The 13,029-nt window shown below is 64.1% G+C and carries 10 protein-coding genes; 2 read left to right on the forward strand and 8 right to left on the reverse strand.

What is annotated here, in order from left to right; all coding sequences use genetic code 11:
- Positions 1-204 precede the first annotated feature (204 nt).
- The 5 genes from RCH10_RS06740 to RCH10_RS06760 form a co-directional block, all read right to left on the reverse strand.
- Positions 205-1,614: a sigma 54-interacting transcriptional regulator gene (locus RCH10_RS06740; protein WP_409051794.1), complete on the reverse strand. Its 1,410-nt coding sequence runs from the start codon at positions 1,612-1,614 to the stop codon at positions 205-207.
- Positions 1,615-1,626: 12 nt separating this feature from the next.
- Entirely contained in the window at positions 1,627-2,343 is a 717-nt protein-coding gene (locus RCH10_RS06745) for a hypothetical protein (RefSeq protein WP_409051795.1), read from the reverse strand.
- A gap of 88 nt (positions 2,344-2,431) precedes the next feature.
- Positions 2,432-3,859, reverse strand: coding sequence for a sensor histidine kinase (locus RCH10_RS06750; protein WP_409051796.1), 1,428 nt, complete (start codon positions 3,857-3,859; stop codon positions 2,432-2,434).
- The gene (gene miaB, locus RCH10_RS06755) at positions 3,859-5,256 is read right to left on the reverse strand and encodes a tRNA (N6-isopentenyl adenosine(37)-C2)-methylthiotransferase MiaB (protein WP_409051797.1); all 1,398 of its coding nucleotides are present in this window, start codon (positions 5,254-5,256) and stop codon (positions 3,859-3,861) included. Before miaB ends, RCH10_RS06750 begins: the two co-directional genes overlap by 1 nt.
- A 158-nt stretch (positions 5,257-5,414) precedes the next feature.
- Entirely contained in the window at positions 5,415-5,909 is a 495-nt protein-coding gene (locus RCH10_RS06760; protein WP_409051798.1) for a hypothetical protein, read from the reverse strand.
- A 212-nt stretch (positions 5,910-6,121) separates the two neighbouring features.
- Between RCH10_RS06760 and RCH10_RS06765 the strand changes: the two genes are divergently transcribed.
- Both RCH10_RS06765 and RCH10_RS06770 read left to right on the forward strand, forming a co-directional pair.
- Positions 6,122-7,381: an efflux RND transporter periplasmic adaptor subunit gene (locus RCH10_RS06765; RefSeq protein ID WP_323494828.1), complete on the forward strand. Its 1,260-nt coding sequence runs from the start codon at positions 6,122-6,124 to the stop codon at positions 7,379-7,381.
- Entirely contained in the window at positions 7,378-10,530 is a 3,153-nt protein-coding gene (locus RCH10_RS06770) for an efflux RND transporter permease subunit (protein WP_409051799.1), read from the forward strand. The genes RCH10_RS06765 and RCH10_RS06770 overlap by 4 nt, the downstream gene beginning before the upstream one ends.
- Before the next feature lie 16 nt (positions 10,531-10,546).
- Here the strand turns inward: RCH10_RS06770 and RCH10_RS06775 are convergent, their stop codons facing one another.
- From RCH10_RS06775 to RCH10_RS06785, 3 genes are all read right to left on the reverse strand, one after another.
- Positions 10,547-11,506, reverse strand: a complete 960-nt coding sequence (locus tag RCH10_RS06775) for a hypothetical protein (RefSeq protein WP_409051800.1) — start codon at positions 11,504-11,506, stop codon at positions 10,547-10,549.
- Entirely contained in the window at positions 11,499-12,221 is a 723-nt protein-coding gene (locus RCH10_RS06780) for an alpha/beta fold hydrolase (RefSeq protein ID WP_409051801.1), read from the reverse strand. The genes RCH10_RS06775 and RCH10_RS06780 overlap by 8 nt, the downstream gene beginning before the upstream one ends.
- A gap of 77 nt (positions 12,222-12,298) precedes the next feature.
- Complete coding sequence (locus tag RCH10_RS06785; protein ID WP_409051802.1) at positions 12,299-13,024, reverse strand: 4'-phosphopantetheinyl transferase family protein; 726 nt, start codon at positions 13,022-13,024, stop codon at positions 12,299-12,301.
- Positions 13,025-13,029 lie beyond the last annotated feature (5 nt).

The raw sequence follows: 13,029 nt of genomic DNA on the forward strand, positions 1-13,029 counted from the left end.
TGTGCTGTCATGCATTTACAAGGGCAAACCCTGTGCCAGCATGGAAAATTCTTTGTGTACCAACGACTTGCGGCAGATGAGAGCTCTTTTTGGGTTGTTCAAGCCTGCCGCATGCTCGAAAACCCTCGTTTTTGTCGCCGAATCCCGACAGACCGGCAGACCTGCTAAAAAATTCCCAACAAAATCAACGCTTAAGCCAAGTCGCTAGTTTGCGACAGGATCGCCGGGCGTTGGCGACGCATCTGCCTTGAAGTGTCCCGGCGTCAGTTCGTGCTTCTGCAGCAATCGATAGAACTCGGTCCGATTCCGATCAGCCAAACGGGCCGCGTCGGCCACGTTGCCATCGGTCAGTTTGAGCAAACCAACCAGGTAATCCCGCTCGAAGCGCTGCTTGGCTTCGGCATAGGTCTGAACCTCGACGCTTGGGACACGGAGCGCCCGCTGGACCAGCGACAGTGGAATCAGCGGCGAACTCGACAGCGCGCAGACCTGTTCGACCACGTTGAACAACTGACGCACATTGCCGGGCCAAGAAGCCGTCGTGAGCGACTTCAGCGCTTCCGGCGCGAAACCGGAGAGCCGCTTGCCGTATTTGACCGACAGGCGCTGCAAGAAGTGATTCGCCAGCAGCGGAATGTCTTCGCGGCGGGCGCTCAGCGGCGGCAACGTCAACGTCACCACGTTCAGACGGTAATAAAGGTCTTCCCGAAACTGATGCGCGGCCATCGCCGCATCGAGGTCGCGGTGCGTCGCCGAGATGATGCGCACATCGACGTCGATCGACTGGCTGGCACCGAGCGGACGCACCGCGCGCTCCTGCAGCACACGGAGCAGCTTGACCTGCAAGGCAGGCGGCATGTCGCCGATCTCGTCGAGCAGCAGGGTGCCGCCGTCAGCCTGCTGGAACAGGCCCTTGTGATTGGCCACCGCGTCGGTGAATGCACCCTTCATGTGGCCGAACAACTCGCTCTCGAGCAACGCCTCGGGAATGGCACCGCAATTGACCGCGACGAAAGGCTTGGAAGCGCGCGCACTGGCCCGGTGGATAGCCCGGGCCAGCAGTTCCTTCCCGGCGCCACTGTCGCCGCGCAGCAGCACGCTGGCGTCCGACTGGGCGATCATCCGCGCCTCGGCCAGCACCTCGGACATCCGGTTGCTGCGGCTGACGATTTCAGCGCGCCAGCTTTCATCGCCACCACCCTTGCTGGTCGGCGTGACTGGAGAGCCGAGCGCCAGCGCCTGCGAAATTTTCTCGAGCAGTTCGCGGCTGTCGTAGGGCTTGGTCAGGTAAGTGAACACGCCGCGCGCCGTGGCCTCGACTGCATCGGGGATGGTCCCATGTGCGGTCAGCAGGATCACCGGCAGCGTCGGATGGCGCTTGCGAATCTCGTCGAACAGCGCCAGGCCGTCGCGCCCCGGCAAGCGCACGTCGCTCAGCACCAGTTGCGGATGTTCGATCTCGAGCTGCGTCAGTGCCGATTCGGCCGACGTCACCGCCGTCACTTGGTAGTTGGACGAGGCCAGCCGCATCGACAGTAGGCGCAGCATGTCCGGGTCGTCGTCGACCACCAGCAGCTTGGCGCCGGTCGGCTTGGCGGGGGGCGCTTCGGTCATGGCGTCAGTCAGTCAAGGCGCAGGCTTTGCGCCGTTGCCGGAGTTGGCGGCGGGTGCGGCACCGCCGGCCGGCGTGCCCGAGCCGGTCGGCGCATTGGCGGCAGGGCGCGCAAAGCTGCGTTCGATGGCGCGCAGCGCCTCGATGCGATCGTTGAGCTGGTCGATGCGGCGCTGGGCGTCGCGCAACTGTGCAACCTGGCGATCGCGGTCGTCTTCGACACGGCGCTGTTCGTTATAGCGCGATGCCAAAGCGCGGGCCAGCGGTTGAAGCGGTTTTGCGTCCGATGCGTTGCTGGTCGAAACCCGTTGCAGCAAACCCATGGCGCGGGCGAGATCGGCCGGCACGCGCGTCTGCGCAAGCACCAATGCAACCTGCATCTGCGTCGTGGGCGAATCGCCCGGATCGCCGACGCGCTGCAGTTCGGTCGACAGCTCGCCCCCACTCATCCCGCGCACTTTTTCGCTGTACTGAAGCATCGCCGCGACCGGTCCTTGCGTGATGAGCGTGAAGATCGAGGCCGGCTGCGTGGCGGGCGGCGTGGGTTCCACCTCGACCGGCTGCACCGCCGGCGGTGACGGCGGCACCGCGGCATGCGCCGGAGGGCTGACGCTGGCTTCGGCAGCAGGCTGCCTCGGCGCGACGGTACAGCCTGCCAGCCACAACGGCGTGACCAGCGTCACGGACACCATCAAAGCGGCGGATGACCAGCGGACGATCGAAAAAGACATGGTCTTGAGACGGCGCGTGAGAACGTGCAAAACGGAATGCAAGGTGTGAAGTTCGGGCGTGAAGGTACGGGTGAATACCGGCGTGGCGTCAGACGGTCAGCGGCAGCTCGATGCGAAAGCGGGCGCCGGGGCCATCGGGCAGCAGCGAGACACGACCACCGTGAGCTGCAATGTACTCCTGCACGATCGAAAGTCCGATGCCCGTTCCCTTCACCGCATGCTCAGGTTGACGCTCGCCCCGGAAGAACGGCTCGAACACGCGGTCGCGATCACCCGGCGCAATGCCGGGGCCGGCGTCGCCGATGTCGATCCGCGCGAATTCCGGCGTGCTCGACACCTCGATGGCGATGGTGCCGCCGCGGCTCGAAAACCGAATGGCGTTCGACAGCAGGTTGGCGATGGCGGTGCCCAGTTTGACCGGGTCGACCGTGATCATGAGCGGCTCGCCGCTCGCCCGCACAGTGAGGCCCTGGCCTTGCCACTGCAGGCGCTGCGAATCGATCTGCTCTTCGATCAGTGGCAAAAGCGCGGTCCGCTCGCGCCGCAGTTCGCGAGCTTCGAACGCGGCTGCGTTGAAGCGGAGCAGGGCTTCGATCTGCCCCTGCAACGCCACTGTGTTTTGTTGCAGGATTTGCGCGACTTCACGCTGCGCTGGATTGAGCGCGCCGGTCACGCCGTCTTCCAGTAACGACACGCCTTCGCGCAGCGCGGCGAGTGGTGTCTTGAGTTCATGCGAGACGTGGCGCAGGAAGCGTGCCTTGTCGGCGTCTAGTTCGGTCAGCCGCAAGCGCAACCATTCGAGTTGCTGCGATACGCGGCGCACGTCGGCCGGCCCGCGAATGTCGATCGGCACGTCGAGCCGGTTTTCGCCGAGTCCGACGATGGCGCGTTCGAGCCGCTTGAAGGGTCGCGCCAGCCACACGCCGAACGCCAGCGCCAGCGTCACCGCCAGCACGCTCGCGGCGATGACCTGGCGCATCAGCCGCTTGCGGGCGTTCTCGATGCGCGTCGCCAGCGCGCTGTTTTGCGTTTCGATCAGCAATTGCGCCTGCTGCGCGATGTTGGTGTTGAGCGCATCGAGATCGCGAAACTGCACCGCCATCGAGCTTTCGCGCGTGAGGGCGCTGTCGGGGCTGCCGTTCATGAGGTCGTTGATGACATTGAGCTGCTGACGCCAGGCGTCGGCGGCGGGCACGCCAAGGTCGTTTTGCACCAGCTTGTCGAGCGCGCCATTCGCGTCGTGCTCGGCATCGGTAAAGCGGCGCCGCAGCACCGCGTCGTTGAGCACCAGCGACTGGCGGCCGGCGCGCTCCATCGCGGCGCTGCGCTCGGCCAGGGACTGGGCGGCGCCCGACAGCGTGACGGCGCGCGCCGCCGCGTCGCGGCTCTGCGTCATCAACAGGTCGTACTGGAATACCGAGCGCACCGCCACACCCACCAGCAGGGCGGTGATCAGCAAAAACGCAAAGAGCAGCAGTTGCTGGAACGAGCCGCGCGCCGAAGGCAATTTCGCCATCAGGCGGCGAGCACTGCGTGAGCCTCAGGGGCCGGCATTGCGGCCCCTGATTCACGCGTTGCCACGTCGCCACGCAGCGTGTAGGCCAGCGACCGCGTGATGGTCAGGTCGAGCATCTGGCCGACCAGCAACTCAGGCATCTGCAGGCTTCGTGGCGGCGCTGCAAAATTGACGACCCGATTGCACTCGGTGCGTCCCATGAGTTCGTTCGCATCCTTGCGCGACCTGCCTTCGACCAACACCCGCTGCGTGCTGCCCACCATCGCTTCACCGAAGCGCCGCACATTGCCGTCGATGACGGCCTGAAGCGTTTGCAGCCGCGCCAGCTTGACTGCGTGCGGCGTGTCGTCGTGCAACTGCGCTGCCGGCGTGCCGGGACGTGGGCTGAAGATAAAGCTGAAGCTCGCGTCGAACCGGCAGTCGTCGATCAGCTTCATGGTATTGGCAAAGTCGTCGTCGGTTTCGCCAGGGAAGCCGACGATGAAGTCGCTGCTCAACGCAAGCTCGGGACGGATGGCGCGCAGCTTGCGCACCGTGCTTTTGTATTCCATCGCCGTGTAGCCGCGCTTCATCGCCATCAGGATGCGGTCGCTGCCGTGCTGCACAGGCAGGTGCAGATGCGAGACGAGCTTCGGCACCTTCGCGTAGGCCTCGATCAGCCGCGGCGTGAACTCGTTCGGATGACTGGTCGTGTATCGGATGCGCTCGATGCCAGGGATCTCGGCGATGTATTCGATCAGCAGTGCGAAATCGGCAATCTCGCTGGTGTCACCCATCCTGCCGCGGTAGGCGTTGACGTTCTGGCCCAGCAGCGTGACCTCTCGCACGCCCTGGTCGGCCAGGCCGGCGACTTCGACGAGCACGTCGTCGAGCGGCCTGTTCACCTCCTCGCCACGGGTGTAAGGCACCACGCAGTAGCTGCAGTATTTGGAGCAGCCTTCCATGATCGATACGAAGGCGGTGACGCCGTCGACGCGTGCCGGCGGAAGATGGTCGAACTTTTCGATCTCTGGAAAACTGATGTCGACCTGCGGCCGGCCCTGCACCGCGCGCTGGTTCAACAGTTCGGGCAGGCGGTGCAGGGTTTGCGGGCCGAACACGATGTCGACATAGGGCGCGCGCGCGATGATGGCTTCGCCTTCCTGGCTCGCCACGCAACCGCCCACGCCGATCTTCACGCCCTTGGCCTTCAGGTGCTTCACGCGGCCGAGATCGCTGAAGACCTTCTCTTGCGCCTTCTCGCGCACCGAGCAGGTGTTGAAGAGGATGAGGTCGGCTTCATCGACATCCTGGGTTTGCTCGTAACCTTCGGCGGCGTGCAGCACATCGGCCATCTTGTCCGAGTCGTACTCGTTCATCTGGCAACCGAAGGTTTTGATAAAGACTTTTTTGGACATGGAATGCGCGATGCGACCGCTTTGAAGGAGGGAAGCTGAAGACGGATGAGGGCTGAGAGCGCCGCACGGTGGGCGATCGATGTTCAGCAGCAAGAACAGTGGGGCGGGTAGAGCGGCGCGGGAAGCGCGGCCTGGTTCGCCGGCGTTATTTGCCGGCTTTATTCGCCGTATTTGGGTAACTGGTCGAACGGTGTTTTGCCGTCGTCCCGCGGGCCGCTGTTGGCCACGAAAGGCCAAAAATTCAGAAAGGGCTTTTCAGCCGATTCGCGGTCGGCGCGCGCTTCGTCGGGTGTCAGGATCCACACCTGCGACACGAGGTTGGAGGCGTCGCGCGTGTAGTTGACCAGCAAGTTCTGGCCGACGATCGCGCCGGGCATCACCAGCATGTTTTGCGCACTGCGAACGCGTGCACCCGGCGACATGCGCTCCAGGTCACCGTCGAGCTTGATTTCGGGCGGATTGAGCACCATGAACTTGCCGCGCAGCGTGCCGATCGGAAAGTTGCGGCCGCCGGCTTCTGCTTCGAACTGGGTCTGTGGCACCGGCACTGCCTGAGCACGCGCATCGACAGTAAAGAGCGCCGCAGCAGGCGCCAGCACAGCGCAGAGCGCTATTAAAATATGAGCATTAGGGGAGTTTTTGCAGCGTTTCATGGGGTACATCCAGAGGCTGTGGGAAGCTGAGATTCTAGCGGCGCCGATCTTGCATGTTCCCTGGTGCGATGGTCATGTCCGTGTGCTGATTCACATTTCGCCAGACTTATAAAGAAACCTTTTATGGACGGGTTGCCGGGCCACTGCTCCAATAGCAAGCGCCCCTGCCCATGCCCGCGAACGCCGCCTTTCGACCCTATGAAAACGTCCCCATGAAGAAGAATGCCTCCCGCGCCCTGACCGGTGTGCTCGTCGTCGCCGTCGCAGGGGCAGCCTGGTGGTGGTCGGGATCGCATTCGCGCGACACCGCCGCGAAGGTCGCGGCCGCCGGCGTACCCGGCGCAGGCGCGCCGGCCTTGGTCACAGTCGCTGCCGCGTTGAAGCAAACGGTGCCGGTCACGGTGCAGGTCAACGGCAGCGTGGTGTCGCTCAACAGCGTCGATCTGCGGCCCCAAGTCACCAATACGGTGAGCGAGGTGCACGTCAAGGAAGGCCAGTTCGTCAAAGCCGGCCAGTTGCTCTTCACGCTCGACCAGCGGCCGGATCAGGCCAATCTGGCCAAGGCCCGTGCCCAGCAGCAAAAAGACGAGGCGACGATGGCCGACCTGGAGCGCCAGTACAAGCGCAGCCAGGATCTGGTGGCGCAGAACTTCATTGCCAAGAGTGCTGCCGATTCGACGCTGTCGCAGCTCGAAGCCCAGCGCGCGGCGGTCGCGGCCGATCGCGCCGCAGTGCAGTCGGCGCAAGTCGCGCTCGGCTATTCCACGCTGCGAGCGCCCATCGCCGGGCGTATCGGTGCCGTCAACATCTACCCGGGCACGCTGGTGCAGCCGGCCGGCACGCTGGTGACGATCACGCAGCTCGACCCGATCGCTGTGAGCTTTCCGGTGCCTGAAGGGCAACTGCAGGATTTGCTGGCCGCCGCCCGCGCGAAGACGAGGGTCGAAGCCGTGGTCAAGGGCCGCAAGGAGCCGCTGGCCGGCGCGCTCAGCTTTGTCGACAACACGGTCGATCCGCTGATCGGCACGGTGCGCGCCAAAGCCGTTTTCGACAACGCCGACCAGGGCCTGTGGCCCGGGCAGTTCGTCGAAACGCGCGTGATCGTGCGCACCCTGCCCGATGCGACAGTGGTCCCTGCCGCGGCCGTCATGATGCTGGCCGAAGGCAATGCGCTGTATGTCGTCAATGCCGATCAGACGGCCACGCGACGCAAGGTGCAGACCGTCTACACCTTCGGCACGCAGGTCGTGGTGCGTGGCGTCGAGCCGGGAGAGATGGTCGTCATCGAAGGCAAGCAGAACGTGCGTCCCGGCGGCAAGGTGCGCATCGAAGCAGCGGCTGCACCGGCCGCTGCGCCGGGCCGGTCGCCTGACAAGTCGCCCGATACGTCATCTCCCGCGTCCTCCGGCTCGGCATCGCCGGCTGCGCTGTCGCCTGCACAAGTCGATCCCAAGGCGAGGGACCGCGCATGAACATTTCCGAGCTGTGCATCCGCCGTCCGGCGATGACGGTGCTGCTGTCGGCCGCGGTGGTGGTCATCGGCATCTTTGCGTACCTCAACATCCCGGTCGCCGCGCTGCCCAGCTACAACACGCCGGTCATCAACGTGTCGGCACAGTTGCCGGGGGCGAGCCCCGACACGATGGCGTCTTCGGTCGCGCTGCCGCTGGAAAAGCAGTTTTCGACCATTCCAGGGCTGCAGACCATCAGCTCGGTCAACACGCAGGGCGTGACCTCGCTCACTCTCGAGTTCGTCAGCTCCCGCGACATCGATGCCGCGGCGGTGGACGTGCAGGCTGCGCTGTTGCGCGCACAGCGGCAGTTGCCGATCGAGCTCACGCAGATGCCGTCGTACCGCAAGGTGAACCCGGCCGACGCACCCGTGCTGTTCATCGCGCTGGTGTCGCCGTCGATGAACCCGGCGGAGCTCAACGACTACGCCGAGAACCTGATCTCGCCCACCCTCTCGACCATCGACGGCGTGGCGCAGGTCGGCGTGTACGGCCGCAAAGCGTTCGCGGTGCGAATCAAGGCCGACGCGAACCTGCTCAACGCGCGCAACATCACACTCGACGAGCTGGCGAAGGCGGTGAATTCGGCCAACGCCAACACGCCCGTCGGCGTGCTCGACGGCCCGCGCCAGACGCTGACCATCCAGGCCAACCAGCAGCTGATGAAGGCGGCCGACTTCGCCAAGCTCATCGTCGGCCAACGCGACGGCGCACCGGTGCGGCTGGACGAAGTGGCGACCATCGAAGACAGCTTCGAATCGGTCAAGACGGCGAGCAGTTTCAACGGTCAGAGCTCGATTTCGCTCGCGGTGCAACGCCAGCCGAACGCCAACACCGTGCAGGTGGTCGACGCCGTGCGCGCGCTCATGCCGCGCTTCCGTGCGGAGCTGCCGCAGTCGGTCGAAATCAATCTCGTCAACGACCGCTCGCTGTCGATTCGCGAAGCCGTGCACGACGTGCAGCTCACCCTTATCGGCACGATCCTGCTGGTCGTGCTGGTCATCTTCCTGTTCTTGCATCGCATCGTCGCGACGCTGATTCCGGCGGCGACGATTCCCATCTCGCTGGTCGGCGCGGTCGCCTTGCTCTATGCCTTCGGCTACAGCCTGGACAACGTCTCGCTGCTCGGCATCACGCTGGCGGTCGGGCTGGTGGTCGACGACGCGATCGTGGTGCTCGAAAACATCATGCGATACGTCGAAAAAGGCATGGAGCCTTACGCAGCAGCGCTGCGCGGCGCACGCGAAGTGGGCTTCACCATCGTCTCGATCTCGATCTCGCTGGTGGCGGTGTTCATCCCGGTGTTCTTCATGCCGGGCGTCATCGGCTTGCTGTTTCACGAGTTCGCTGTGGTCGTGGCGCTCGCCGTGCTGGTCTCGGCCATCGTGTCGCTGACACTGGTGCCTATGCTGGCCAGCCGCTTGCTGAAGCAGGTGACGGTGAAGGAAGACGTGCTCGATCATGAAGAGCAGCATCCCGAGCCTGGCACCGCCATCGGCCGCGGCTTCGAGCGTGGCTACCAATGGGTGCACCGCAACTACATGCGCACGCTCGACTGGACTCTGCTGCACCGCCCCGTGATGCTCGGCATCGCCGCATTGACCTTCGTGCTTACCGCGTGGATGTTCGTGACGATTCCCAAAGGCTTCTTCCCCGAGGAAGACATCGGCCAGATCCAGATAACGACCGAAGCGGCCGAAGACATTTCCTTCACCGCGATGAAGGTGCTGCAAGACCGCGTGGCCGAAACGCTGGGCAAAGATCCGAGCGTCGATTACGTCAACTCGTTCGTCGGCGTCGGTGGTCCGACGGCTACGCAGAATTCCGGTCGATTGTTCGCCGTACTCAAGGCCCGCAGCGAGCGCCCGCCGATGGCGCAAGTGCTCGAATCATTGCGAAAACGCTTCCGTGAAATCCCCGGCATTGCCGTGTACATGCGGCCGGTGCAGAACCTGCAACTCGGCGGGCGCCAGAGCAAGGCGCGATACCAGTACACGCTGCAAAGTGTGAGCGCTGGCGAGATGAGCGAATGGGCCAACAAGCTCATGGAGCGCATGCGCGGCGATGCGGCTTTTCGCGACGTCACCAGCGACTCGCAGAATCGCGGTCTGCAGGCCACGCTCGACATCGATCGCGACAAGGCGGGCGTGCTCGGTGTGTCGGTCGGCGACTTGCGTACCGCCCTCTACAACGCCTATGGCGACCGGCAGATCGGCAGCATCTACAGCGCCAGCAATACCTACCAGGTGATTCTTTCGGCCTCCGACGACGACCGTCAGTTCGAGGGCGACATGTCGCGTTTGTCGGTGCGCAACCGCGCCGGTCAGCTGGTGCCGCTGTCGGCGTTTTCAACCGTCAAGCGCACGGTCGGGCCCACCTCGGTCAACCACCAGGGTCAGCTGCAGGCGGTGACGGTGTCGTTCAATCTGGCGCCCAACGTCCCGCTCGGCGATGCCACCCACAAGATCGACCGCTTCACGGCGGAGATCAAGATGCCGCCGTCGATCATCACCAGCTACGGTGGCGATGCAGCGGTGTTCCAGAGTTCGCAGTCGAGCCAGGCCGTGCTGCTCATCCTGGCGGTGCTCGTCATTTACGTGCTGCTCGGAGTGCTGTACGAGAGCTACATCCATCCGCTGACGATTCTGGCCGGGCTGCCTTCAGCGGCAGTCGGCGCCTTGTTGTCGCTCAAGCTGTTCGGTTTCGACCTGACGTTGATCGCGACCATCGGCATCCTGCTGTTGATCGGCATCGTGAAGAAGAACGCCATCATGATGATCGACTTCGCACTCGACGCGCAGCGCAATGAAGGCATGTCGCCGGTCGATGCGATTCGCGAAGCGTGTCGGTTGCGTTTTCGGCCGATTCTGATGACGACGCTGGCCGCCTTGATGGGCGCGTTGCCGTTGGCGCTCGGGCTCGGCGCCGGAGCGGAACTGCGTCAGCCACTGGGCGTCGCAGTGGTCGGCGGGCTGCTTTTCTCCCAGGTGATCACGCTCTACATCACGCCTGCGATCTACCTGGCGCTCGACCGCTACAGCGGTACCGGACCGATGCAGACGCTGCCGGGCGAGGCGGCTGTCAAGCCAGCGCCTGGCGTTGCGGTCTGACGCGGGACCAAGGGCTTTAGAGGCTTGTCGCCATCGCACGCGACGCCGTGCGCTTTGGGTTCGGTATCGCGGTGAGTGCGCCGAAACTGCTGGTGCTCGACTCTGACTTCGCTGCAGGCCTCACTGCCGCTGAGGTCAGGCCGTGCACGGCGCGCATTGTCCAGTCGCCCACCACTTTGAGAAACATTCGCTGCGTGGCCTGCGTGGTCAGGCTGTGGTCCATCTCGCCGATGAAAACGTATTCGACGTGCTTGGCGAACTTCTCGTTGGCAAAGGGGCCGAGCTGGTCAAGATGCCGATCGACCGAATTCAGGGTGCCCGTGTACAGCAGCAGCGTCGGAATGTTGCGCTCGGCCACGATATTCATGCAGTCGACGAAGACCTTTGCTTTGTCTTCGAGCGTGCCCGCGGTGAAGATTTCGCCTTCGAGCGCGCCGGGGCCCGACAACTTGCGCTTGATCCAGCGCACCGTCTTCAGAATCATGATCGGATTGGTGGGCACCGACAGCGCACGACGCAGGGCGCGCTCCCAACGCGCACGGCGTCCCGGAAACGCATAGCCGTCGAACTGCAGCAGGCCGACCACGCGGGGGTCGACGACCGTGGCTTCGAGTGAACTCGGCGCGCCCGAGCACAAGCCCATCAAAATAAAGCGCTGGATGCCGAGCGATTCCTGGACTTGGTCCATGGCCGCCTGGACATCGAGGATGGCCTGCGCCATGAAGGTTCGGGCGCCGGTCGCCGGGCCGCTGTCACCCAACCCGGCGAGGTCGAAGCGAATGCTGCTGACGCCAGCCTCCGCCAGCTGGCGCGCCAGCTTGACGTTGATACGGCGTGGACCGACGCGGTGGTTGCCGCCCATGTTGTAGAAGATGCAGGCAACGGGTTCGACCTCACCGCCGGCCGGCGTCGAAATCATCCCGAGCAACGAACCATTGCTACCGAAAAGCACCGGAAATTCTTTGACTTCATTCATCTATTTCTGCCAGTAAACGTTGGACAGCTTCACCGGGAACCACCGGGTTCTCGGCGTTCGGATCTGTCGTCCAGTCCAGGGAGTGACGAAAGCTGGCCATGCGCAGGGGCGCATGGTTGGCGATCGCCGATTGCGCCCACTTGTTCGCCGTGTGGTCGTCTGGATCGGCCAGCATCACCGTTCGATGCGTCGGTGCCTTGACGGCCCCCGGTACAAGCGAACGGAACTGCTGGCGCAATTGGGGGGAAATGGCGACACCGAGCACTTCGTCGGTGTAAGCCTCGGCTTCGTTTTCAAGACGCTTGCGCCACGCGCGGTCGGGCATGAAATAAGAGCGCTCGAGCGCTTCGACATGCGCGAGTCGCAGGCTTTCCATGTAGCGCGCTCCGTCAAAAATCGGATCCCAAAGGATGATTCGCTCGGGGTCGCAAAGGCCGCTTCGGTCGGCCATGGCCGCCAAGGTCGCCCCCATGCGCGAGCCGAGCCACACCACGCGTCGGCCGACAGCGTGGCGCTGCAGTTCGTCGTGCGCCGTGCAGATGTCGCGCCACCAGCCTTCAAAGTCACCGTCGAGGTCGGCGCCGCCTGAGTCGCCACTGCCATAGAGGTCGAAGCGCAACACCGCGGCGCCGCTGCGCGCCAGTCGGTCTGACAAAACCCGGAAGAAGCGATGGGTGCGAATGGCCTCCTGCCCAAAAGGAGGGCAGATGAGCACGGCTAAGTCACTGCTTTTTTCGGGAGTGTGATACAGCCCGAATAGCTGTCGTGACGGTTGCCCGAAGAGCAAGGGGATCACGCGAATTCCCTTTCTATCAATGCATTGGTGGGGATCATTTTGGAAGGCGTTTCGACGACCACTTTGGCGAACGCGCAAACGAGGTCGGAACCATGCCTGAACGAGTGCACCCGCAATGTCTCTGTCCTGCCGTCGACGACCATATCGACGTCTCGGGACTCGAGATTCACGCCTACCTCGAAAGAACAGGTGTCGATACTCAGGCCAAGTCCGAGCGCCTTCGCGCAGGCTTCCTTGCGCGTCCAGCAGGTGAGGAACGCGAGGTCGCGATCCGGGGGGGCCGTAGCCGCTAGGCCTTGTTGTTCGGCAGCAGTGAAGTATTCCGCCGCCAGCGCTGCGGAATAGGACAACGGCCGCAGCACCTCGACGTCGACACCGATCTCCGTAGCGCTGTCGCTGTCGTCGATCGCGATGAGGCCGGCGCCCGCGCTGTGGCTGAGATTGAAGCGGAGCGCCGACGGCGCAGTGAGCGATGGCTTGCCGAATGCGCCGACATCGAATGCCAGGTCGCAAGCGGTCGAGCCCGTCACCATCGCCAGCGTTTCGCGCAGCGCGACGTGCGCCGCCACGTAGCGGCGACTGTCGCGCTCGAATACGAAGCGCGCCGCGCGGGCGCTTTCATCGGCCGACAAGCACTCACGCGCTTGCGGCGCGGCGGCAGCGTCGAGGTCGACGTGCCACAGCCGGCATTCCGTAATCGATGGAAGCTGCGCGATGGTCATGTGCC

Origin of the sequence: Variovorax sp. GrIS 2.14 (genome assembly GCF_046115955.1) — a bacterium.
GTDB lineage: Bacteria > Pseudomonadota > Gammaproteobacteria > Burkholderiales > Burkholderiaceae_C > Variovorax.